The following is a 23225-nucleotide window of genomic DNA, read 5'->3' on the forward strand; positions in this document are numbered from 1 at the left end:
CATGCACCAGCGCCTTGGCCCTGTGACCGCAACGGCATTGATTGCGGCCGTGGGGAACAGAACATGCTTCAAGAATGGCCGTCAGTTTGCAGCATGGTTGGGGCTCGTCCCCAAGCAGCGATCGAGTGGCGGACGAGCTCGCCTGTTTGGCATCAGCAAACGCGGTGACCGCTACTTACGCACCCTGCTCATCCATGGCGCTCGATCCGCCTTGGGTCGAGTGGGCGGCAAGCAGGATCCGCGCAGCCTCTGGCTCGGCCACTTGAGGCAACGACGACATCCGAACATCGCGGCCGTCGCGCTCGCCAACAAGAACGCGCGGATCGTGTGGGCCATGCTCTCCGGCGATACGTTCTACAAGCCCGCCCTATCGGTGACGGCGGCGGCCTGAGAATACTGGTAGAGAAAACAAGCAAAGGAGGTCTCACCCTGGCAATTGCAACATAAGGCAGGAGATGGTGAAACGGTCACTCCCGTCGCTTTCCGAACCTGATGTCTGGATCGGCATGGCTTTTGCCAATGTCTCGGCGCCATTGAGGTGAAAGCGTGCGAAAATCCATCGAGGCTCGCGGCGAAGAATATCAAGCCGCATCAGGAAGCCGGATATACATCAGCAGTTGTGACCATCAACCCTCATCCAGCCAACCTGTTGCAATCGGGCGGGGTCCATATACATCCAGACATGACAGCGCCACACGGTGCCTTCGATAACGTCGATGGCGGAAAAAGGCCAGCCCGACATTGCGCCGGAAGGTTGGATCGATACTGTTCCCGATATCGTCAAACATGGAGTTGAAGAGGGAAAGCTGCAAATTGTATCCGAACCGCTCTCTGACGGCGGGATTCAAGGACTTTGGATACCGAAATATGTCGCCGAGGCTCACCCCGAGATCAAGACAATTCAGGACGCGCTGAAGCATCCGGAACTTTTTCCCGCGCCGGAGGACGCTGGCAAGGGCGCTATTTTCACAAGCCCGCAGTTCACGAAGGCTGTGTGAAAACTCCGATGCACCGCCGTACGGTCTATGATAGGGTGAATGCGGGAGAAACGGCGGTTCCGCCTGATGCGCCCGCACGCCTCCTTAGTCGAGGGAGGTAGACATGGCATATTACGTATTGCTCGTAAATTTCACGGATCAAGGCGTTCGGGCGGTAAGGGATACGCCGGAGCGTGCCGAAGCGTTCAAAGCGATGGCCGAGAAGAGCGGGGCCAAGGTCCACACGCTCTTATGGACACTCGGCCAACACGATGTCGTCAGCATTGTCGAGGCCGCCGATGACTTGGCCGCAACTGCCCTTAGTTTGTCGGTTTCAGAACTCGGCAATGTCAAAACCCAAACGCTGCGAGCGTTCGACGCTGCCGATATGCAGCAGATCATAGGTAAGATGGCTTGAAGTCAGTGTCTTGGTGAATGGCAGAAGCCTAGCTCTTGCACCAACAGACCTCTGGGCTGTTCCCTCGTGCTGCGCCGCAAGTCCTCGTGATGGGGCAACCAGAGCGCCGCCAGAGGCATGGCATGCGGCGACCGCACGCGCCGTAGCGCGGGATCACCGCCGGCGTTGCGTGAACGGTCCGGGCGTCTGGATCATGGGCTTGACGGTATTGTCCATGCAGGCCCGTCGACTTCGGCTTCATCCAGGCGCTGGTGCATGAATGCAGCTGAAGTTGTCAACGGACGCAATTGGTTCTTCGATGTTGGCGATTACGCCTGCTTTTCTTGGCAGCGGGCAGAGTTTGGTCGTGCACATGCCAGCATGCGATTGAGCACGATGCAGCCAATGGCAACCTCGGTCTGCTGAGCCGGAAACGAACGTGCCCGCAGGCGTCGACCGATCAGCCCCTTGTATCGACCGATCGCGGTCTCGACCAATGAGCGTTTGCCATAGCCGGTGGTTGCCTGCCATTTCAGCCGACCGTCTTTTGCGATCGCCGCGATGTGCTTGTCTCTTTGATCAGCAGGCGGCCCCGTATCGCCATTGCTTTCCACCGCCGTCGAACGAGGTGGAATGACGATGTTGGCGGTATCGCTGTGTTCAAGAACGGCCCGGTAGGTGGGCTTGCCGTCATAGGCACCATCGGCTGTAACTTGGCCAATCGCACCATCGATCTGGTTGAGCAATGGCTCCACCTGCGCAGGATCATCGGTGTTCTGATCGGTCAACGTTTCTGCGACAATGTCCCCGTTATTGGCGTTCACCGCCAGGTGGAGTTTGCGCCAGTTGCGCCGCGATCTGGTGCCGTGCCTGGCTTCCAGCCTTTGGCCAGCGCCGTATATTTTCAACCCAGTGCTGTCGATCAGGACATGGATTGGCCCGTCCGGCATCGACGGCAGTCTTCCGGCTGGTCGTTCCCATTTCTGTGCCCGGCGGCTCAAGGTCGTATGATCAGGGACAGGCAGTTGCAGTCCCAAAAGATCAAGTATCGACCCGATGAATCCCTCGGTCTGGCGAAGGGGCAGGCTGAATACGCAAGCCAGTGTCAGGGCTGTCTCAATGGCAAGATCGGAATACCGGCGCTGGCCGCCACAGATTCTCCGCCGGGGCGCATGCCATCCGGCCAATGCTTCCGGCGTTACCCATAATGTCAGGCTACCACGCCGGCGAAGACCTGCCTCGTATTCCCGCCAGTTTGTCACTTTGAACTTCATTTTGCCAATACGATGGCGGCGGGCGGCATTATGTTTGAACGGCATGGGCTCGGATCAGATTGATTGCGATCCAACAGGCCTATGCCCAAACCGTTCAAGAATTATTCATGCACCAACGCCCAGGGCCAATGCCTTCAATCTTCCCGAGCCGCTGGCACTGCTCGCTATTGCGGAAGATCTCGCGTATCCGCTGGTCAAAGGACTTTATTCGGACATCGAGTTCGGCCATTTCCGCCTGCAGATCCCTCATGGGTGACCGGACAAGATCGCTGAGGCCGTCATCGATGTTCCCGACAATGTCGGCAAGGCTGCGTCGCAGTTGCGTGATATCACGGGCAATGACAATCCCATGTTCAGAAAGAAGCCCGCGAATCTGATTGACGAGCCTGACCCGGTCTGCAACCAGACGCCGGCGAATGCGATGAACGGCTTGCACCGCCAGTTGATCCACTGATTTCGGCGGCACGAAGCGCATTGAGGGCCGGCTGACAGCTTCGCAGATGGCTTCCGCATCATTCCGGTCGTTCTTGTTCGACTTCACATACGGCGTTACGAACTGAGGGCTGATCAGCCGGACTTCGTGACCGAGATCGGTGAGCACTCTTGCCCAATAGTGTGCGCCGTTCGAGGCTTCCATCCCGACCAGACACGGCGGCAGATTGGCGAAGAACGCAGTCACCGCGGCACGACGCAGTGTTTTGCGCAAGACAACCTTGCCGTGGTCGTCTACGCCGTGAACCTCAAAGACATATTTCGCTAGATCAAGACCTATCCGAACAGCTTGCATGACACTCCTCCTTCATCGCAATTGATGTTCGAGATTCCACCTCACCGCGAGGGCGGGGTCCATACCATTGACGCCCATTTGGCAAGGTGATTTTGAGCAATGTTTAAGCTTGGCGGGTCGGGTGCAGTCATGTCTCCGGCCTTTGCGTGCGGTACGTCATGACCGCTGGCCCTGATGTTTTCCGCTTGATCTGGTCCCTCTCACATTGACGCGCTTTATTGCGCAAGACAGCGCCACGGGTTTTCCGGTTCGTGCGGTCCATTCCGCTTTTGCTTTCACATCACACCATGGTCACTCCGCCAACTGTTTCGCCTGGAAGGGCGAATGCTTTTGAAGCTCCTCAGGCTATTATCTGCACAACCTTGTGACCGTTGGACCCAGGCTCATAATCAATATCTTTTGCCATGACTGCCCATGCGATGCGCGCCATCTTGTTGGCAAGGGCGACCGCCACCAGTTTGAAGGGCTTCTTTGATAACAGCGTTCGTGCCCAATCAGCCAATAGTGTTCGAGTCTTGCCGGATTTCATCCTGTAGAGCGCGGCATGGTCTCCTACGACGAGCAGTGTTCGTAAACGCCGGTTACCCATCTTCGAAATGGAGCCAAGTCTTGGTTTACCGCCCGTTGAGAATTGCCTGGGCACGAGACCCATCCAGGCAGCAAACTCCCGCCCACACTTAAATACGCTCGCATCCGGAACGCTGGCCGAAAGACATGATGCAGTGACAGTTCCGATGCCGGGAATGGTGGCAAGCCTTTTGCTGACATTGTCATTGCGATGAGTAGCTAGGATATCCTTGTCGAGTTTGCCAATCTGCGTCTCGATATCAACCAACATCGCTGCAATGGGTTGGAGAGCATGACGTGCACTCGCAGGCAGAACTGTATTACCTTCATCATTGACGATGGCGGTCAGTTGCCGGGCATTGCGCGCGCCTTGAGCAACCACAATACCCAGTTCAGCAAAATGTCCCCGCAACGCGTTGATCAGCGCTGTCCGCTGCGAAATCAGAAGATCGCGTGTGCTGTGCAACATTAATGTGGCTTGCTGCTCTTCATTCTTCACTGGTACGAACCGCATCGATGGCCGGGTGACCGCTTCACAGATTGCGGCAGCGTCAGCGGCGTCGTTCTTCTGCCGGCGCAGGTAAGGCTTGATATAGGCCGGAGGGATCAGGCGAACGTCGTGGCCAGATGTCATCAGGGTCCGTGCCCAGTGGTGGGCTGTAGCGCAAGCTTCCATTCCGATCAAGCAAGGAGGCAGTTTCTCGAAGAACTGCTGCATCTGTCCGCGGCGCAGCGACTTGCGCAGTTCAATCTGTCCATGCGCATCGACGCCATGCAGCTGGAAAACATTCTTTGCGATATCAAGCCCAATCGTTGTAATCTCGTCCATGGTGGATGGCTCCTCTCAAAGGTTTTGCAACGAACCTATTCTGGCACACTTGATGCCGCAGGAGGGCGCCATCCACTACATCACATTGTTTGAAGGACGGGCGCGTTAATGCTGTGCTGACAGTTCAGACGAGCTGGCCAATGATGGCTTTCCACTGAGCCATGGCTTTCAGTCAGTGATTGCGAATTTGGTTGGCAGAAGGTTTTGTGTGATCTGGAACGAAAAGATTTCTGAGAGGCGAGAAGATCGAGACGAAACGTTGCAAGCCGCCCGGGGATCGAAAGCCCTGCATCGTGCGCTCCCGTTTTCGCAACGGAACATGCGAGTTCTCCGCGCGGTTGTTGAGGCCCTTATGAGAGCGATGACCTGACGCTTCGCCGCTCCATATGATCGCAACTTGTCGGTGATGATGCGCTTGGGGGCGAGCCCTTGCTTCTTCAGAAGCCGGTACAGCAACCGTTTGGCCGCCTTCGTATTTCGGCGGGTCTGGACGATCTCATCGAGAACGTGGCCATCCTGATCGACGGCGCGCCAAAGCCAGTGTTTTCTGCCACCGATGGAGATCACGACCTCATCCAGATGCCAGATATCATGGCGCGAAGGCTTCTTGCGGCGCAGTTGCCGGGCATAGGCGGGACCGAACTTCCCGCCCCATCGACGGATGGTCTCATAGGAAACGACGATGCCCCGCTCCAAAAGCATTTCCTCGACCAGACGCAAACTCAGCGGAAACCGATAATACAGCCAGACCGCACGAGCGATGATCTGCGGCGGGAAACGATGGTTCTTGTAACTGATAGCGGGCATGGTCATGCCCAAAGAATTATCCTCGAACGGTTAAGCCGAAAACAACGTGACAACGCCCATTAGACGGTTTCGAGCCGGCTGAACCGAACCGGGATGAGTTTCCGAGTCTTGAGTTGCCCTGCCGCATCCTTGTCGATGATAGTCAGAAACTGTACTTCTTCAGACACCAAAGGCAGAACCAGACGTCCCGCTGGCTTGAGCTGCTTAAGCAAAGCCGGCGGCGTCCGCTCAGCTGCCACGCTAACCAGGATCTTGTCGAATGGGGCGTGGTCGGGCCAGCCGCGAGACCCGTCTCCGACACGAATGGCGCTATTGGAAAAGCCGAGGCCCTGCAGCAGAGCCTCGGCACGGCTCGCGAATTCCTCGATGATTTCGACGCTCCAAACTTGCCCGGCGAGTTCCGCGAGGATTGCGGTTTGGTAGCCCAGGCCGGTTCCGATCTCGAGCACCGCCTCGTGCGGTTGGGGAGCAAGGAGATCGGTCATCAGAGCGACAATGAAGGGCTGCGAGACGGTCTTGTCGAAACCGATCGGCAGCGGCATGTCCTGGTAGGCATAAGGCGCGACCGGGGCTGGCACGAAGAGATGCCGCGGTACCCGCCGCATCGCTTCCATCACCCGCTCATCGAGCGTTGCCTTGCCGAGTTCTTCGCTTGCAAGGTCGGCATGGATCGCAATCATCTCGACCATGTGCCTGCGTAGAACCGCAAGGTGCTCTTCGTTCATCGGTTTCATGACGGTGGGGCTTTCCTCAACCAGTCTGCTGCCAGATAACTTTATATCCTGTTTGTTACAGTAACGCCCGCCATCATTTCCAGTGAGGGGCCCGCGGCAAGCGCGGGAGATTTGGGGCCGCCGCTATATTGGCAGGCTATCGGCCGCGATCCTGGAGATTTGGCGCCAATGGTATGGACCCCGCCCTCGCGGTGAGGTGGAATCTCGAACATCAATTGCGATGAAGGAGGAGTGTCATGCAAGCTGTTCGGATAGGTCTTGATCTAGCGAAATATGTCTTTGAGGTTCACGGCGTTGATGCGCATGGGAAGGTCATCGTGCGAAAGACGCTGCGTCGTGCTGCGGTGTCTGCGTTCTTCGCCAATCTCCCACCGTGTCTGGTCGGAATGGAAGCCTCGAACGGCGCGCATTATTGGTCAAGAGTGCTAAAGGATTTCGGTCACGAGGTGCGTCTGATAAGCCCTCAGTTCGTGACGCCATATGTGAAGTCCAACAAGAACGACCGGAATGATGCGGAAGCCATCTGCGAAGCAGTTGGGCGGCCGTCAATGCGCTTCGTGCCGCCGAAATCCACGGATCAATTGGCGGTGCAGGCGGTCCATCGCATTCGCCGGCGCCTGGTTGCCGACCGGGTCAGGCTCGTCAATCAGATCCGCGGGCTTCTTTCTGAACATGGGATTGTCATTGCCCGTGATATCACGCAACTGCGACGCAGCCTTGCCGACATTGTCGGGAACATCGATGACGGCCTCAGCGATCTTGTCCGGTCACCCATGAGGGATCTGCAGGCGGAAATGGCCGAACTCGATGTCCGAATAAAGTCCTTTGACCAGCGGATACGCGAGATCTTCCGCAATAGCGAGCAGTGCCAGCGGCTCGGGAAGATTGAAGGCATTGGCCCTGTGACCGCAACGGCATTGATTGCGGCCGTGGGGAACAGAACATGCTTCAAGAATGGCCGTCAGTTTGCAGCATGGTTGGGGCTCGTCCCCAAGCAGCGATCGAGTGGCGGACGAGCTCGCCTGTTTGGCATCAGCAAACGCGGTGACCGCTACTTACGCACCCTGCTCATCCATGGCGCTCGATCCGCCTTGGGTCGAGTGGGCGGCAAGCAGGATCCGCGCAGCCTCTGGCTCGGCCACTTGAGGCAACGACGACATCCGAACATCGCGGCCGTCGCGCTCGCCAACAAGAACGCGCGGATCGTGTGGGCCATGCTCTCCGGCGATACGTTCTACAAGCCCGCCCTATCGGTGACGGCGGCGGCCTGAGAATACTGGTAGAGAAAACAAGCAAAGGAGGTCTCACCCTGGCAATTGCAACATAAGGCAGGAGATGGTGAAACGGTCACTCCCGTCGCTTTCCGAACCTGATGTCTGGATCGGCATGGCTTTTGCCAATGTCTCGGCGCCATTGAGGTGAAAGCGTGCGAAAATCCATCGAGGCTCGCGGCGAAGAATATCAAGCCGCATCAGGAAGCCGGATATACATCAGCAGTTGTGACCATCAACCCTCATCCAGCCAACCTGTTGCAATCGGGCGGGGTCCATATACATCCAGACATGACATCACCAGCGTCGCCTCTGTCACGTCGACAAAAGTTCGGCCTCAGACGTGGCGCCATAGGACAGCAGGTCGCCTTGCCAATTGCTGCGTTTCACAAATTGCTCCCAAGTCAACGCATGCGGATCGATTTTCCGACTTGTGATTTTCGGTCACATCAAGGTAGGCTCTCGTCGAGCGACAGCGGCTCGATGAGCGATGTGTACTCCGCAAAAATCTCCCGGATCTGGTTTGATATCTGCCGGTAGACATCAAAGCGCGGTTTCACGAAGATGAGGTCTGGACATTTGCGCATCGCCGTTACGGACGGCGCGCCGCCCCGTGACCAACCGCGACCGGCTTGCCACGTAGATCGGCGTTGTCCCGCTGCTCGACCGATGCGTAGAATGCGTCCATGTCGATATTTTCACACATTCTATCAATTCAAGAATATGTCTCCCGATAGAACCTTCAGTCCAAGCGGCTTCTAATAAAAGGGTTTGGCTCCTTGGACCCGACCGCATGGTCGGGCTCGTAGTGTGTCAGAATGAGATATCCGGGGCATCTACACGAATGTGCTGTTGGCTCGTGGATCGACCTTAGAAGTCATCGTCCATACCTCCGGTGCCTGTCCTGGCGCGCTGCCTCGATGCCGAAGCTTCAAGCGCGTTACCCACCCTGTCGTTCAGCGGATTGGCGATCGATACTAGGTCCGGCAGCAGCATAGCTATTAAAGATTAGAGAACAGTGCGTTGGTGTTCCATGGCAGAGGTGGTACACTCGGCGGGTTAATACAATTGATTATGTCGAACGTATCCACCGCAAAGCGGCTTGAAGGTACGCCCAGTGATTCATCAGCATTCTAACGCTCTTTAGAGGGGACTGAAGCTATGCAGAATCCAGATCATAACGCACCCGCCAAAATCATGCGAAATCCAAACCATCCCGTACCTACTGAAGTCGTGGACTTCTTTACGCAGATGCAGGATGAAAATATTCGAGCTTTGGACAATCAGGCTAAATTAGACACACTTGCTCGGCCGAATTCAGATGAACGTAGAAACCGACAGAAGTGGTTGGTAAAAGATGGCTTGGCGTCTTTGGAGACCTTGGCCCACTTGGAGGAACTCCGGAAACATAAGTTTGATCGATTTTCAGATGGAGTTCTCGCCACGGCCAAATTTAAAAAGTGGTCCGACTACATGCATGAACAGGAGCAAGCTCCTGTTGCACCTATTGACCACACCTTCTGGTGGGCCGAAACCGACCCCTTCATTCCGGGTCACATGGCGGCAAATTGGGGGGATGACGGGCTTCATTTCACGGGTGGCCCCACTCACCACGACGGAGATCTGTTCAATACCAACTTTGGGGCGACTGCCTTCTTTGAAATTCAGCGCGAGCGGCTTCCCACCTCAAGTTCGGGTCGTTTTATATCGACACCCCACATCGAACTATTTGGAGGATTGTTAGGTTACACTGGTGATGACGACATCACCACGGGCGACCTGTGGTCCAAATGCTGGCTTCATCTTCGGCAAACTGTGCTCCAGTTCGGTTTAGGTCCCACAGGGCCAAGCCCGATCGTGCTGGGCAACGCCGAAACGCATGATGTTCTTATATTCGAGGAGAACGCAGATAGAAGCGTTCATGTAAATATGCCTGGCCTCAAGCTAATGCCCGCAGTCGCTTTCGGTGGCGTTAATCCAGCAAGCCCACTGTTTGCACATCTTGAAGTCCGGTTCGACATCCAGCTGGAAGGAGCAGGAACCTTAATCTGGTGCGACCCAGAGGTCCTCCTCCGGACGTTCCAGTGGCCACTCCAACCTATTTAAGATTGACGTATTTAGTACGATGATCCGACTCTTTCGACCCAGGTGGCGACAACTTTGTCACCTGAGTCGATCGCCGCTTCGGTTGCCCTGAGCTATGGCCGCCGACCTGAGCCGCAAAGGAGTATCGATTTCGACACTGCCGGCTATCCCATGGCCATCCCCTCCGGTCCTCGTGGCAATCCGGTAGGTGAGGCACAAGCGTGCAGGATTGGTTAGGGGATACTGCTTACCGATCGGAGAAACGCATTTTTCTTAGTGCCGCAATTGGCTCTGGTGCATGGATCGAAATGAAGACGCAGCTCGGTCTTGGATGTCTGTTCTATGCCGTAACGCCTTTGACGCGGACGGATTTCGGGCGTGCACATGAAAGCATGCGGTTGAGAATTTCGCATGCGCGGGTAACCTCTGCTTTCTGGTTGGCAAATCTACGTGCCCGAAGCCGATTGCCGATGATGGACTTGTATCGGCTCATCGTCGTTTCGACCAATGAACGTCTGCCATATCCGGTACTCGCCTGCCATGACATGCGGCCTCTTTCGGCGATGGTAGCGACATGGCCCTCCCGCTGTGTCGGTGGTCCGAGTATCTCTTTTGGAATTAAGTGCGGACGCGGTGGGATGATGATCCTGACACCTGCGCTATGCCACTGAATCGTGTCATATGCTGATTTACCGTCATAAGCGCCATCTGCCATGAAGCAGCCCATCGCCGCCGGGATTTTACGCCGTGCTTGTCTTCAAGCCATTGACCTGCGCCGTATGTTTTCAAGCCCGTACTATCGATAATGACATGCAGCGGTTTGCCGGATCCGCCATTTCTTTCTGGTTTACTCTTATGAGTATTCAGACGACCAGCCCGTCGGCTCAATGTCGTATGATCCGGGATTGGCAGTTCAACGCTCATCAAGCTAAACAACGACGAGACAAATCCTTCGATCTGCCGCAACGGCAGATCGAAGACCAACCCGAGTTGTAACGAGGTCTCAACCGCCAGATCTGAATAGCGTGGCTGGCCACCGGGCGTCTTGCGCCTGGGCGCGTGCCATACTGCAAGCGCTTCATCACTCAGCCAAAATGTGATGCTGCCGCGTTTGCGCAGACCCGCCTCATATTCCGCCCAGTTTGTCACCTTGAATGGCTGTTTCGGGATCCGGTGGCGGCGGGCGGAATTATGTTTGAAAGGCATGGCGAGCATCCAACTTGGAAGATGCTCCCTGTTTAGGCTGAAATCCTCAACCAACTATCCACGGTAACCGCGCCTCCATGCACCAAGACCCACACGGGACGGAGAACAAGTGAGTTCGTTTTCTTCTCAGTTCTGCTGCCAACACGGCAGTAAGAACGCCCCGAAGATTGTTCCACTTGTTTCATCTGAACCCATCATGGAAGGGCCAAAGTGCCGATTCCGGAGAGAAGAGCGAACCCGTCGGGATATCTAAAGTTGTTGGAAACGGTTGCCAGAAGAGGCTCTTGACCTTTGCCAGCCGAATAGAGAAGAAGCAAGGATCCGCGAAAGACATCAATCACCGACAGAACGGAAAGCTCAAAAGCGCTTGACCTCAACACGCCGAATAGAGAAGAACCCAACATTATGGCGCTGCGCTATGCATCAGCCCGTCGGCGGCAGGCCGAAGGCCGCAAACAGGCTCGCGCCCAGCGGCGGGGCATAGAGGACGACTTCGCCGACCTGTCCGCTACCTGCCAGGACATGCAGGGAATGCGGCAAATATGGCGCGGCATCGCGGCGGGTGTAGACGGCCACCGCCGGCTGCCCGTTGGCGACGACGGCCACGGCACGGAAGCCGTGATAGCGCGGCCAGACGCCGGTCATGAAGCGCGCCACCTCGTCGCGGCCGATGAATGTGCGGTGCCACGGCGGCATGGTTAGGACGATATCCCTGCGCAACAGGCCGATCAGCGCACCGACGTCGCCCGCGTTCCAAGCGTCGACATAGGCCTCTACCGGGGCGTCGTCCGCCGCCACGACATCCCGCGGCGGCAGGGCGGCCCGCGCCCGTTGCAGGGCGCTGCGCGCCGCCGCCACGCTGATGCCGAGCGCGGCCGCCGCCTCCGCCGCCGTCATGCCGACGCCGTCGTGCAGCAGCAGCACGGCGCGGGCTCGCGGCGACAGCCCGTGCAGCAGCGAGATGAAGGCCAACCGGATGTCCTGCGCGCGTTCAGGGCCGGATGACGGAATCCCTCCCGGCCACGGTTCGACCCACGGCCCCGTCCCCGGCTCGACCTCATCGAGGCTGGAGCCGAACAGGGTTTGCCGCCGCCGGCGCGTGCGCAGGGCATCGAGGCAGACGCGGGTGGCGATGCTGTAAAGCCACGGCCGCCCCGCCGTCCCATCGCGCAAGCTGGCGAATTCGCGCCAGCCGCGCAGCAGGGTCTCCTGGACGCAGTCCTCGGCATCCTGCACGCCGCCCATCATGCGATAGCAATGGCGCGTCAGCTCGAAGCGCATGGCGCCGGCCAGGGCGGAAAAGGCGCCTGACGCATCGGGCGCGCCTGAAGCATCGGGATCTGCGATCGAAGTCTCCATTCGCATTAGCTTAGCGCCGCTACCCCATCGGGGGAAACGATAAAATTGCCGCCCGGCGGCGCCTCCCCGATCAGGTCGAGCAGCGCGTCGGCGACTTGCTGCGGCGTCTGCCCCGGCCCCATTGCCTCGAGGAAGGCGGCTTCGCTAGTGCCGTTATAGGCGGCATAGCCCTTGACCCCCGCCGCGCCGATGTCCGTCTGCGGCATAAGGCGGGCCGGGGCCAGCGACAGGAACCGCAGGTCGAGGCCGGCGCGGTCGGCCGCCTTCTGGGCATAGCCGGTCATGAAGATCTGCATCTGTTTGGCGCCGGCATAGCCGCCGGAAATCGGCGAGCCCTGGCGCACGGCGCCGCTTGTGATCGTGACGACGGTAGCGCCCGGCGGCAGGGGCCGCTTCAGCGCCGCCTGCAGGAAATGGAAGCTCATGCGCACATCGTTGTTCCAGTTGCCGCTGAACTCCTCCCAGTCGACCTCGGGGAAGGGGCGGCATGGCGGCATGGCGCCGCCGCACAGGATCAGGATGCGCGGCGCCTGGACGGCGAACACGCGGTCCGGCGCATCGGCCGCCGACGCGTCGCACGCCAGCACCGCCACGCCCGGCAGGTCGCGCGCCACGGCGTCGAGGCCGGCCGGCCCCCGTGCCACAACCAGCACCTGCGCGCCGAGACGATAAAAGGTTTCGGTCAGGACGCGGCCGAGACCGCGGCTGGCACCGATGAGGGTGACGGGGGTACGGGACAAATCGTTCATTGCGGGGGCTCCTCCATGATAGTGACGTGGAGTAGGACGTCCCGGCGCCCGGTGATGCATCGCGCCGGTCGAAATTATTTTCACCGCTTGCGCTTATCTTCACAGTTCGTAACCGCTCGAAGAGCGTGGGCCCACAAAGCATTGTTTGGAACCATTGTTGCAGAAATGAGTTTTACCAACGTCGGGAAAGCGTTGAGCGAGTTCAACAGTCATCCCGATAAGGGGCTCAGTATCGTCCATGGAAAAAAACCGTGGGCAATCTGGGCCCCACTAGCTATGGCCTCCGTTCTTAGCCCATCAAATCCATAGCACTCAGAGATTTGGTCAGTTTCTCAATGCGCCAAACCTCTTCATCTGTGAGGTAAGCGGGCTATGACAGATGATTTTGACGAAGACGAAGACGAAGCGTGGGCGGTGTACAATTCCCTCGGGCCGTATGCGGGAATATTTCTCACTGGCGTAGCATTGGCAGCGCTGCTCAGTTATTTGGCGGCTTCTGTATAACCAATTATTGCAACCCGCGATTGATTGATGCTCGTAGGGAACTGCTGCAAAATACAGATGCTGGTACCGGCACGAGCTCGATGTTGCGCATTCCTGCTTTGTGCGTGCGTCGGGCACAAAAGGTTCTTGTGCCATATACCCTAAGTGGCACGGGCTCGGCGTCGAGGTACACGACGACCACCAGATATGCTCCGCCGAGCCTCTTTTTTTAGCCACGCCGCCCCATGCAAATACCCATTTTTATCGGGTCGATCATAGCACGCTAGTTTTGTAGTCCGTGCAATGGAGCTATACTGAAGGCGCTGTAGTCCTCCCCGGGTGCAGCAGAGGCTTGGCTGAAGGGTATTCTTCCAAGACGCAATGAGGCCAAGCCTCACTTACGGGAACTATTTTCGAAGATCGTTGTTTTTACATCGCCGAGCAAGCGTTCCAGTCACAGATTTCCACTCCGTCATGGCGCGGAGGCGGTGCAGGTGGACAGCGAATGCTGACCGTTTGGCGCGCGGCGGAACGAAGAGATTTCTGAGGGCCGAAAAGATCACGACGAAGCGTTGTAGTGATCCTGGCGATCGAAAGCCCTGCATCATTCGTTCTCGCTTTTGCAATGGCACATGCGAATTCTCCGCCCGGTTGTTAAGACCCTTGTGGGAGCGATGTTCGACGTCCGGCATGACCTGACGCTAGGCGACGACAAGAATTGCTCATTGGCGCTCTGTCGTTTAACACGCCGGAGACAAGTTAATCCGAATTGATGTATTGATTTCCTGCTCTTTTAGGAGAAAATATAGATATTAATTATTTAAACCGCCGAGAAATTTTGTGATTTTTATTGTTTGCGTAAAGAAATCAGAGAATTAAGAGCTGACGAGCACCGGTGTTGTCGGAGCTAACTGAACCGCGTCACGTATCAAGAGCCTCTGCCCGCAGGCTTGCATTGCAAGGCCATCCATGAGTTCGCCGATCCCGAGGAGGGATGGGTGATGCATGTGTTTGCAACGCCCGGCTCTTCACGACGGCTTGGCAACCACGCCGCCTGAACAGGAGGAACACTATGTTACGCAAGAGCCCACTCAGTATTTTGGCAGCCGCAGGGACGATCACCGCGCGCCTGTGCACCTGGGTTCCGACCGCTTCACGCAAAACGATGTGGTGAGCCATGAAAACAACTCGAAACTATTATGATGACGAAGGCAGACACACCCGGTCATTCTTGGTGAAGGTGTGCGATTACGGCGTTGCGGTCCTTTTCGTGGCCGGCGTTCTCTATTCAACCTACCAGGACGTTGGGGAGCGGTTCAAGCCGAGTAATGCCGAGCTATTGGCTGCAAAGCACGCCAGGATCGCCGCCGAAACGGCAGTCGAATAAGCCAACGCGGCCTACCGCTCAACGCGGCTGCGAAGCCAAAGCCGTGCAGAAGCCCAAAGATGAACGCCGCGACCCACGGCGTTCACACCATAGGTCGATGAAGAACTCGTATTCGATCAGTCTGAGAATTTTGGGGCTCTGCATAAAGACGGCGGGTGGATAATGATCAAAGGATGCAGTTGTCACCGAACGGTCATATTGAGGACATCGCACCGTCATCTGGGGCGTTCTCCTGGCTGTCATGAACATCAAAAAGGAGCCTCCGATGGTAGAGTATCGTGAACCGACATTGGACGAACTGCTGACCGAGCCCATGATCCGCCAAGTAATGGCGAGCGACGGAGTGGACAGCGCCGAAATCAGGGCATTGATGTCTGGGATGCGTTCGCGTCAGTCTTGGATAAAGCAACCACGATTGTCCCTGGGCGATCTGATGGTGGCGAAACATTGATCGTGGTGTACTGGAATCGTCGACGCTAGGCGGTAAATCTTCCTCGGCTCCCGAACGTATTCAAACGGATCGTGATTGAAGGCGACCTTTGACGCTCCTGTCTTAGTGGATTTAGGGGGCTGTCACATGGGGATGTCATGTTAATGGGGAATACTGCCTTCTACTCGTCAAGCAGAAAATCTCATGACAATGAAATCAGGTATTTAGCGGATTGCGAAACGGCGTGGAGAACCGGCAAAAGCACTATACTGAATTAACGTGACATCCCCGCGGCGCGTGCTAAATCACTTGCAACGGATGCGCCGGCGTGGTGCGGCGTGCCCGCAATCTTATCAGGCAAGGGCGATCACGATGAGACAACTCAGTGAAGAGGGCCGACGAACCCTGGGAGGGATTGCAGAGCGGTCTTGCGGCCTTGGTGCGCGGCATGGATTTTCTGGGCCTGCAGACGTCGCACCAGTCCCAAAATCAAGGTCAGGGCGGCGGCGTCAGCCTGTTCGTGCCTGGCGCGTTGTCGGCTGGGAACTGGTGGCCCGAGGAGTTTGGGCATCCTGCCTCGACCGGGGCGCAGAATGACCTGCGCTATGCCTTTTTCCCGACAACCGGACGGCTGGCGATCGATATCGGCGGCCGGGTTACGGTCTATGACACGAAGGACCATCGCATTGGCGGGTTCTCGCAACAGCAAAGCGGCGACCAGTCGCTGAGCTTTACCTCTCAGTATGGGCTGGTGAAAATTTCGGAACTGGATGTGGTACGGCAGGGCGGCAAGGAACCGGCGGACGCGCCGGCTACCGGAACATCCGCCGCCACGGCTGCGCCCTCGATATTCGCATCGTCCGCGCCGGAATCCGCCGAGCCACAACAAGCGGCACGTCCAGCACCGGAGGCGCTTCGGTCGGATGAGGACATCTTCGACAAGATCGAACTCCTCGCGGCACTTCATGCGAAAGGCATTCTCACGGATCAGGAATTCGAGGCCAAGGAGTCGGAGTTGCTCAGCCGACTATAGCATCCGATGAACGGGGCTTGCCACACGGAGGTGAATGGAAGGCTTTCCATCGAGCCGCGCCGGGCGATGACGACCGCAATGGGTCGGGACGCGAGCTTCGCGCCATCAATAGCAACGGTCCGGAAGTGGCGCGAAGCGGACACTGCCTTATGCGGCAGCGGTGAGCTGACTCAACTGGCGTCAGGCGTCCGAAAAGTTCGACACGGGCTATGACCCTTCCCGATTTGGTGACCTCCTGAACAACGCCGCCAAGCCTAGCAAACGGGTTCATGCTGTCCGTCACCAAGATGCCCTTACCTTTCGGGAACTGCATTTCCGTTGTCGCCTTCGACCTGAGCGCGATGAGATGACCAATTCTCCCACTCCGCGTGGAACGAAAATGACTGAGCACAGTTAGTTGCAGGTTAAGCGGTGAAGCTCTTCCCGGGTGCACGAGGTCTTGTCTCACACGTGATCAACCGTTAGTTCTAGCGCACTCGGGCCGAGTACCAGCTCAGTTTGCAGAGCGCTTATCAGGAGGTGGAGTATGAAACAGCTCAAGTTTGGTCTCGTTGTGGCCGCGTGCCTTGGTCTGGTGGTGGCAGGGACAGCCGCAAACCAATTCAGCCTTGTTGGGCCGGCCCTTGCCGACAAAGGCGGCAATGGCAATGGGGGCAATGGCAACGGCGGCGGTCATGGAAATGGCGGCGGCAGCGGCAAGGGCAACAGCGGTAATCACGGCAAATTGTCCGGTCACGGCAAGTCGGCCAGCGCCCACGACAAAACGAAGGTCCAACACGATAAGTCGAAAGCGCAAAAGGCGCTAAAGCCTTCAGTTGATGTTGAAGACGATGTCGTCGTTGACGAAATTGATGACAACACGCTTGGCCCATTGAACGCGGCGCATGCTTCGGCGCGAGCAAGGGAGCGCGCAGCGTCCAACTCGTCGGTGGGCAAAATTGCCACCTATGAGCGTAGCCGCGAAGCGGCGCTAGCGCTGACGGATCCCGTACTGCGCGAGCAGGCGCTGGATGACTCGGTGGCGCAACTCGAATCGGATTTCGGCCGTACCCTGACCGACGATCAAATTGACCAAGTCAACGCACTGCTCGATGCAAGGCAGTAGACATTCAGCGCCAGTCCGCGTGAAATGATCTTTGGACAGCGGCCCCAGGGCCGCTGTTTTCATAGATCGCTTCGACGATCGCGGCATGAGCGCTCCATCCTCCCGTCGGTCGAAAGTCGGTATTGGCCCAAAGCTGTCGCTGACGCCTCACGCGCGCCGCATGTAGCCCTTGAAGCTCAGGAAGGCGCCCAGTGCACCAGTTATCAGCGCCACCACGATGGTAGAGGTGCGGCCACTATATATGGTCGAACCTACTCCAATTGCGATCTGCGGCAAGACGATGCGGAAGATGCCGCCGATTGTCATCAGCCAGCCCAGCACAGTGATGATCGCACGCCAGTCCATCTGCCATCTATTGTGCAGGTTGACGATTGCGAGGCCAGCAAGCAACGACAGTAAACCGGATAGATAGAACAGGATGCCGAGGTGCAGCGCCTCCGCGATCATACGCTCATACATGCCGAGATTGATCAGCATGCCGAGCGCGATCGCGACGAATGTCGGCCCCAGGAGTCTGGCGAGAAATAACGATCGATCCAAGTGGCACCTCCGCACCGCCGACCAATTAGTATATAGGCGTAGGAGTCAGGGCGTCAAATGTGGTGAGTTGCGGCGTGAACGGGCTTTTCTCCCGTGGACCCTACGACCGGTGTGGGCCCGTTGCAGTCGTCCCGGCTCACTCGCGCTCCGACGCAAGTTGACCCGATGCGGACCTTCCCGACTGCTGGAAGACGTCTGGAAAGGGGATGAAGAGCGGTCATCGCGAGACGTGTGCGTTTACTCCGGCTTGGTGGTCCAGGCACCGATCTCCGATCGCCCCATCAACGTGCCGCCGGTACCGACCTCCGAAAGAATACGGTCAGCGAGCGTAGGGGGCTCGACTTGGGAAGCTGCTACGATCCCGAGCCTCTCCATGGTCGGCAATTGTGTCTCCACGAGATCGGTCACAAGGTGCACAATGTCAATTGCCCGTGGTCCTGACGCGATGACCGCCTCCAATCTCAGGGTCGGCGAGGGCAAACCAGCATGTTCAAATAGAGAGGTAAGTCGCGCACCAAGGCGCACCTGCGCGCCCGCTCCCTCGATTGTACGGCTGAGCCACCCGCACACCTGATCGTATGTTGGCGAGGGGGCGACGAACGAGCACCATCCCAATCAAGTTCGTGGAATACAACGACCCCACCGGGCCGCAAATGGCGGACGATTCGTCGGAGCGACTGTGCTGGATCGGGTATGAATTGGAGAACGTAGCGACCGACTATCGCATCGAATGGTTCGTCAAAATTCAGTTCGGCCGGATCGCCGTGTCTGAAAGAGATTCTACCCGACTCGGCCCTCTTGGCGCGTAGTTCCGCCCGTTCAACAGCTGCAAGAGCAAGGTCGGTACCCACAATCTCTCCAGTCGGTCCAACGAGTTCGCCACAGAGAAATGCAACATCACCGGCCCCGCTGCCGATATCGAGGACGCGCATACCTTTTGCGATCCCTGCTGCTTCCAGAAAGCGACGCGTGATCGGATCGATCAACCGAGCCTGGGTAGTGAGGCGGCGCAGTTCCGCCTCCGCATGTCACAGCACGTAGTCGGCATCATTCATCGAGACCCCCAAGTTGCCTGATCTTAGCACGGATCGCGACATTCGCTACGTCCAGCGCCAATGTCTCGACTTGGCACATTTTCCCCGTTCAAGGGACGAATGGGAACTTCGTCTCTCCACCCTTCTGCGACCTTCGGCTTGTCGCAAAAGTTGTGGCAGAAGCGGATATTGGCGAAACTTCCCATCAGGTTATTTTATAGACCGCGGCGTTATCTTGAACTTCGCGCAAACCCTTATATGAAGCATTGCGGAGCTCGCCGTCCTGCGTCCAGGCCCGAAATTCAATTTCCGCAATCAAGGTTGGTAAAACGAATACGGCCCCTTTTCGCTTGATCGGTACTGCCGGTTTCAACGTCTCGAGCTTTTCAAGCTGTCTGCGCAGCGCCGTCGCTGTGCGCTCATTGAAGCCGGTTCCCACGCCTCCGACGTAGACCAAATCGTGGCCTTTGTAGGCGGCCAGAAGCAGGCGGCCGATGCCACCAAAAGCTACTCGTGAAGGTTCCCAGCCGACGATGAAAAAGCTTTCACTTTGGACGCACTTGATCTTGAGCCAGTCGCCGGTTCGACCGGAATGATAGGACCGCCGTTTATGCTTTGCGATGATACCTTCGAGCCCGTGCGCACAAGCGGCTCTCAGCATGCCGCTCCATCAGCTTCGATTTCTTCAGATAGGCGGATGAGGAGAGCATAAAGTTTTGTGGGGCGGTCTAATACGGAGGTCTTTGGAAGAGGCCGATGGAACATAGAAGATGACCCCGCTTGGGGGATCATAACGTGATTGCCCCACAATTCTTTATGCTCTCCAAATTGGCCAGCCGGCGGCGTAGGCCGCATGCAGTGATTTGATATCGAAAGCGTGTTCGCCAGTCACTCCTCTTCCTCTTGCAATATTTTCACCGGACGGTCCCAGTGGATCAAGACCACACAACCGCCCTCGCTCCAGACTGAATGTTCGGTACCTGCCTTGTTTATAACCACGCTACCGGGGCCATAGTCGCCAGCCTCGTCGGATTGGGTGCCGTCGAGCACGATGATGGTTTCGAGGCCCATATGCCGGTGGCGCGGAACGCCGGCGCCGGCATCGTATCTGAGCAGTGCGACGCCGGGTTGATCACCCTCGAAGGGCTGAACCCAGTGGATCATCACACCCGTCCGAAACGTATCGAACCCCAATGTCCGCCAACCCCCGGCTGCGAGCCCTGCGAGCATGGTTTCAGGCATTTGAAATTCCTTGAATGACATCGTCGACAGAAGCAATCCAGCCGACGATGGCGCCCTGCGCCTGTATCATGGCAATGGCCGCTGCTTTGAACTCTGGAAAATAGCTCTCGGTCGCATCCCTGGCGAGCAGACATTCATATCCGCGGTCATTGGCCTCGCGCATGGTGGTTTGCACGCAGACCTCGGTGGTCACACCGGCAAAGACGAGTTGCGCGATGCCACGTTCCTTAAGAATGTCGTCGAGCGGGGTTGCATAAAAAGCGCCTTTGCCGGGCTTCTCTATGACGGTCTCGCCATCGATTGGCGCCAGTTCCGCCATGATGGCGGTACCGGGCTCGCCCGCAATCAGGATCCGTCCCATGGGCCCCCTGTCACCGATCTTCAGTGGCGGGTTGCCGCGGTTGCGCTTGGCGGGAGGCAGGTCGGAAAGGTTGGGTCGGTGACATTCCATTGTGTGAATCACCGGCAGCTCCGCATCGCGGAATCCCTGGATCAGGCGTTTGACGTCCGGAACGATGGATTGAACGCGGGTGACGTCGTTGCCAAGGCTGGCGCCAAAGCCACCCACTTCGGCAAAATCGCGCTGCATATCGATGACGATGAGCGCGATGGCATTGCGCTTGAGCGGAAATGCGAACGGCTCTGCATTGATCCCGGTCATCAATGATGCCCCGCCATATGAGCGCCGATCACCGAGATATCGGCCGAAAAGGCCGGTGTTTCATAGACAAGCTTGCCTTCGGACATGACCATGATGCGATCGGACATTTCCAGCAGCTCATCGAGATCCTCCGATAAAAGAAGCACGGCGGTGCCGGCGTTGCGGGCCCTGACAATGCGCGCGCGGATTTCGGCTACGGCGGAGAAGTCGAGGCCAAAACAGGGATTGGAAACGATCAGCAGGTCAACCGCGCCGGTCAGTTCGCGGGCGAGTACTGCACGCTGGACGTTGCCGCCGGAAAGCGATGCGATCGGCGAGGAATTGGAAGATGCCTTGATCTTGAAATCCTGGACCAACGAAGCGGCACGCTTGCGCATCGACTTCATGTCGAGCCAGACAGCTTCGCCGCCTTGCTTCTTGACGTCGAACGTGCGGAAAGCAAGGTTTTCCGTGACTGTCATCTTGGGCGCGCAGGCATTATTCAGCGGCTCTTCGGGAATGAACCGTACATTGTTCACCCGCGTTTCCTGCCGGGTAGCGCCGTAGGGGGAACCCTTTACCGTAATGCTGCCCGCATCCGGCGGCCGCTGGCCGGCAAGAATTTCTGCAAGCTCCTTCTGGCCGTTTCCGGAAATACCGGCAATGCCAACGATTTCGCCGGCAAGCACAGTCAAATTGCCGATATCGATGGTCTTCAAGCCCGTGCGGTCGGGTGCCCTGAGGTTGCTGACAACCAGGATCGGCTTGGCTTCTGGCGCAACTGGCATGCGGGTATCGGACTCGGCAAGTTTCACATCGCCGATCATCATGTCGGCCATTTGCTTAGGCGAAAGGTCCTTCACCAGACCGCCGCCCGCCATTTTACCGCGCCTGAGGATCGTGACTGCGTCGGCAAATTTGGTCACTTCGTGGAACTTGTGTGAGATCATCAATACTGTCAATTCGCCTCGCACCGTCATGTCTCGTACGAGGCTCAACATTTCGTCGGCTTCCGCCGGCGTCAGCACCGAAGTGGGCTCATCGAGAATGAGAAAGCTACGCCCCAGATAAAGCTGCTTGACGATTTCAAGCTTTTGCTTCTCACCAGCCGCCAACTCGCTCACCGGCCGGTCGAGCGGGATCTTGAACGGCATCCGTTCCATGAAGGCATTGAGGTCCTTGCGTTCCTTGGACCAGTTGATGATGGCAGGGACGTTCGTTCGGTTTATTACCAGGTTTTCCGCACCGGTCAGCGAGGGTACCAGTGTGAACTGCTGGTAGACCATGCCAAGCCCATAGGTCGCTGCGTCCTTTGGCGAGTCAATTTCCACCTCGCGGCCGTCGACCGACAGCGAGCCCGAGGTCTGGTGGTAGAAACCCATGACGCATTTGACGAGCGTGGATTTTCCGGCACCGTTCTCGCCAAGCAAGGCATGAAACGTCCCCGCCGGAATTCCTATTGATACGTTGTCGAGTGCGGTGAAGCTGCCGAAACGCATGGTGATGCCGAACGTCTCGATGCCGACGGCCTTGCTGACTTGCGGAAGAGGAGTGTCGCGGATTTGCGCAATCATGGCAATTGGCTCACAAGCGTCGGAGAATTTGAAACCGAGCCGAACACACCGCCTTGCATTTTCACCATATTGATTGCTGCCAGATGATTACCATAGTCGGTAGCGCCGCAGCAGTCTTCGAGCAGCAGGCATTCGAAGCCTCGGTCGTTGGCCTCGCGCATGGTGGTATGAACGCAGACATCGGTGGTGATGCCCGTAAGGATGATGTTTTCGATGCGTTTTTGCTTTAGGATCAATTCGAGGTCAGTAGCGCAGAAGGAGCCCTTGCCAGGCTTGTCGATAATCGCTTCGCCGTCGATTGGATAGAGCTCCTCAATAATTTCCCAACCAGGTTCGCCCCGTATCAGAATGCGACCGCAGGGACCGGCATCACCGATGCCTGCGTTGATGCGCTGCGAGCGCCAGCGTTTGTTGGCGGGCAGGTCGGCAAGGTCTGGTCGGTGCCCCTCTCGCGTGTGGATGATATGGTAGCCTCCAGTCCGCATGACAGCGAGCACGGCCTTAATCGGCTCGATGGGCGCGCGGACGAGGGAAAGGTCATAGCCCATGTGATCCACATAACCGCCGGGACCGCAGAAATCCGTTTGCATATCGACGATGATCAACGCGGTGTTGTCGGGTCGTAAAGCCCCGTTATAGGGCCAAGGATAAGGATTGGCGTCGATAAAGCTGAGTTTTTCACCGCTCGGAATTGTGTTTGTGAGATTGTTCATGG

19 protein-coding genes and 8 pseudogenes are annotated in these 23225 nt (G+C 57.4%); 9 read left to right on the forward strand and 18 right to left on the reverse strand.

Going from position 1 to position 23225, the window contains the following annotated elements:
- Positions 1-13: 13 nt before the first annotated feature.
- The 3 genes and pseudogenes from ACSQ3H_RS27730 to ACSQ3H_RS27740 all read left to right on the forward strand — a co-directional run.
- A pseudogene (locus tag ACSQ3H_RS27730) lies at positions 14-391 on the forward strand (transposase); the annotation flags it as partial.
- Between the two features lie 304 nt (positions 392-695).
- Positions 696-980: pseudogene (locus ACSQ3H_RS27735) on the forward strand (glycine betaine ABC transporter substrate-binding protein); the annotation flags it as partial.
- A 121-nt stretch (positions 981-1101) separates the two neighbouring features.
- Complete coding sequence (locus tag ACSQ3H_RS27740) at positions 1102-1395, forward strand: GYD domain-containing protein (RefSeq protein ID WP_436120277.1); 294 nt, start codon at positions 1102-1104, stop codon at positions 1393-1395.
- A 308-nt stretch (positions 1396-1703) separates the two neighbouring features.
- Here the strand turns inward: ACSQ3H_RS27740 and ACSQ3H_RS27745 are convergent, their stop codons facing one another.
- From ACSQ3H_RS27745 to ACSQ3H_RS27765, 5 genes and pseudogenes are all read right to left on the reverse strand, one after another.
- Positions 1704-2693 (reverse strand): IS5 family transposase, encoded by a 990-nt coding sequence (locus ACSQ3H_RS27745; RefSeq protein ID WP_436120276.1) that lies wholly within the window; start codon positions 2691-2693, stop codon positions 1704-1706.
- 76 nt (positions 2694-2769) lie between these two features.
- A pseudogene (locus tag ACSQ3H_RS27750) lies at positions 2770-3435 on the reverse strand (IS110 family transposase); the annotation flags it as partial.
- A 340-nt stretch (positions 3436-3775) separates the two neighbouring features.
- Positions 3776-4831 carry an IS110 family transposase gene (locus ACSQ3H_RS27755; RefSeq protein WP_436120278.1) on the reverse strand — a complete coding sequence of 352 codons (1056 nt, stop codon included), beginning with the start codon at positions 4829-4831 and terminating at the stop codon, positions 3776-3778.
- A gap of 172 nt (positions 4832-5003) precedes the next feature.
- A pseudogene (locus tag ACSQ3H_RS27760) lies at positions 5004-5691 on the reverse strand (IS6 family transposase).
- 6 nt (positions 5692-5697) lie between these two features.
- Positions 5698-6372, reverse strand: coding sequence for a protein-L-isoaspartate(D-aspartate) O-methyltransferase (locus ACSQ3H_RS27765; protein ID WP_436120279.1), 675 nt, complete (start codon positions 6370-6372; stop codon positions 5698-5700).
- A 236-nt stretch (positions 6373-6608) separates the two neighbouring features.
- Between ACSQ3H_RS27765 and ACSQ3H_RS27770 the strand changes: the two genes are divergently transcribed.
- Positions 6609-7643 carry an IS110 family transposase gene (locus ACSQ3H_RS27770; RefSeq protein ID WP_436120280.1) on the forward strand — a complete coding sequence of 345 codons (1035 nt, stop codon included), beginning with the start codon at positions 6609-6611 and terminating at the stop codon, positions 7641-7643.
- A 430-nt stretch (positions 7644-8073) separates the two neighbouring features.
- On the opposite strand, the pseudogene ACSQ3H_RS27775 reads toward ACSQ3H_RS27770, so the two are convergent.
- Positions 8074-8349, reverse strand: a pseudogene (locus ACSQ3H_RS27775) (DNA polymerase IV); the annotation flags it as partial.
- 455 nt (positions 8350-8804) lie between these two features.
- Between ACSQ3H_RS27775 and ACSQ3H_RS27780 the strand changes: the two are divergent.
- Positions 8805-9749: a hypothetical protein gene (locus ACSQ3H_RS27780; protein WP_436120281.1), complete on the forward strand. Its 945-nt coding sequence runs from the start codon at positions 8805-8807 to the stop codon at positions 9747-9749.
- Between the two features lie 319 nt (positions 9750-10068).
- Here the strand turns inward: ACSQ3H_RS27780 and ACSQ3H_RS27785 are convergent.
- From ACSQ3H_RS27785 to ACSQ3H_RS27800, 4 genes and pseudogenes are all read right to left on the reverse strand, one after another.
- A pseudogene (locus ACSQ3H_RS27785) lies at positions 10069-10934 on the reverse strand (transposase).
- A gap of 423 nt (positions 10935-11357) precedes the next feature.
- Positions 11358-12293 carry an RNA polymerase subunit sigma-70 gene (locus tag ACSQ3H_RS27790; protein ID WP_436120282.1) on the reverse strand — a complete coding sequence of 312 codons (936 nt, stop codon included), beginning with the start codon at positions 12291-12293 and terminating at the stop codon, positions 11358-11360.
- Between the two features lie 5 nt (positions 12294-12298).
- Positions 12299-13042: an SDR family NAD(P)-dependent oxidoreductase gene (locus tag ACSQ3H_RS27795; RefSeq protein ID WP_436120283.1), complete on the reverse strand. Its 744-nt coding sequence runs from the start codon at positions 13040-13042 to the stop codon at positions 12299-12301.
- A gap of 890 nt (positions 13043-13932) precedes the next feature.
- A pseudogene (locus tag ACSQ3H_RS27800) lies at positions 13933-14226 on the reverse strand (DDE-type integrase/transposase/recombinase); the annotation flags it as partial.
- A gap of 476 nt (positions 14227-14702) precedes the next feature.
- Here ACSQ3H_RS27800 and ACSQ3H_RS27805 point away from each other — a divergent pair.
- From ACSQ3H_RS27805 to ACSQ3H_RS27820, 4 genes are all read left to right on the forward strand, one after another.
- Complete coding sequence (locus ACSQ3H_RS27805; protein ID WP_436120284.1) at positions 14703-14912, forward strand: hypothetical protein; 210 nt, start codon at positions 14703-14705, stop codon at positions 14910-14912.
- Positions 14913-15177: 265 nt separating this feature from the next.
- Complete coding sequence (locus tag ACSQ3H_RS27810; RefSeq protein WP_436120285.1) at positions 15178-15363, forward strand: hypothetical protein; 186 nt, start codon at positions 15178-15180, stop codon at positions 15361-15363.
- A gap of 364 nt (positions 15364-15727) precedes the next feature.
- A complete protein-coding gene (locus ACSQ3H_RS27815) occupies positions 15728-16375 on the forward strand; it encodes an SHOCT domain-containing protein (protein WP_436120286.1) in 648 nt (215 codons plus the stop codon).
- Between the two features lie 526 nt (positions 16376-16901).
- Positions 16902-17480: a Holotricin-3 precursor gene (locus ACSQ3H_RS27820; RefSeq protein WP_436120287.1), complete on the forward strand. Its 579-nt coding sequence runs from the start codon at positions 16902-16904 to the stop codon at positions 17478-17480.
- Positions 17481-17627: 147 nt separating this feature from the next.
- Here ACSQ3H_RS27820 and ACSQ3H_RS27825 read toward each other — a convergent pair whose 3' ends face one another.
- The 8 genes and pseudogenes from ACSQ3H_RS27825 to biuH all read right to left on the reverse strand — a co-directional run bounded on the left by ACSQ3H_RS27825 (position 17628) and on the right by biuH (position 23223).
- On the reverse strand, positions 17628-18020 hold the full coding sequence (locus ACSQ3H_RS27825; protein WP_436120288.1) for a hypothetical protein: 393 nt from the start codon (positions 18018-18020) through the stop codon (positions 17628-17630).
- 237 nt (positions 18021-18257) lie between these two features.
- Positions 18258-18404 (reverse strand): hypothetical protein, encoded by a 147-nt coding sequence (locus tag ACSQ3H_RS27830; protein WP_436120289.1) that lies wholly within the window; start codon positions 18402-18404, stop codon positions 18258-18260.
- Positions 18405-18481: 77 nt separating this feature from the next.
- Positions 18482-19006 carry a class I SAM-dependent methyltransferase gene (locus ACSQ3H_RS27835; protein WP_436120290.1) on the reverse strand — a complete coding sequence of 175 codons (525 nt, stop codon included), beginning with the start codon at positions 19004-19006 and terminating at the stop codon, positions 18482-18484.
- A gap of 253 nt (positions 19007-19259) precedes the next feature.
- Positions 19260-19753: pseudogene (locus ACSQ3H_RS27840) on the reverse strand (non-homologous end-joining DNA ligase); the annotation flags it as partial.
- 189 nt (positions 19754-19942) lie between these two features.
- Complete coding sequence (locus tag ACSQ3H_RS27845; RefSeq protein ID WP_436120291.1) at positions 19943-20296, reverse strand: cupin domain-containing protein; 354 nt, start codon at positions 20294-20296, stop codon at positions 19943-19945.
- Positions 20289-20957: a cysteine hydrolase family protein gene (locus ACSQ3H_RS27850; RefSeq protein ID WP_436120292.1), complete on the reverse strand. Its 669-nt coding sequence runs from the start codon at positions 20955-20957 to the stop codon at positions 20289-20291. Before ACSQ3H_RS27850 ends, ACSQ3H_RS27845 begins: the two co-directional genes overlap by 8 nt.
- Complete coding sequence (locus tag ACSQ3H_RS27855; protein WP_436120422.1) at positions 20957-22507, reverse strand: ABC transporter ATP-binding protein; 1551 nt, start codon at positions 22505-22507, stop codon at positions 20957-20959. Before ACSQ3H_RS27855 ends, ACSQ3H_RS27850 begins: the two co-directional genes overlap by 1 nt.
- Entirely contained in the window at positions 22507-23223 is a 717-nt protein-coding gene (gene biuH / locus ACSQ3H_RS27860) for a biuret amidohydrolase (protein ID WP_436120293.1), read from the reverse strand. Before biuH ends, ACSQ3H_RS27855 begins: the two co-directional genes overlap by 1 nt.
- Between the last annotated feature and the right edge of the window lie 2 nt (positions 23224-23225).

It is taken from the genome of Phyllobacterium sp. LjRoot231, from assembly GCF_964253365.1.
Lineage (GTDB): Bacteria > Pseudomonadota > Alphaproteobacteria > Rhizobiales > Rhizobiaceae > Phyllobacterium.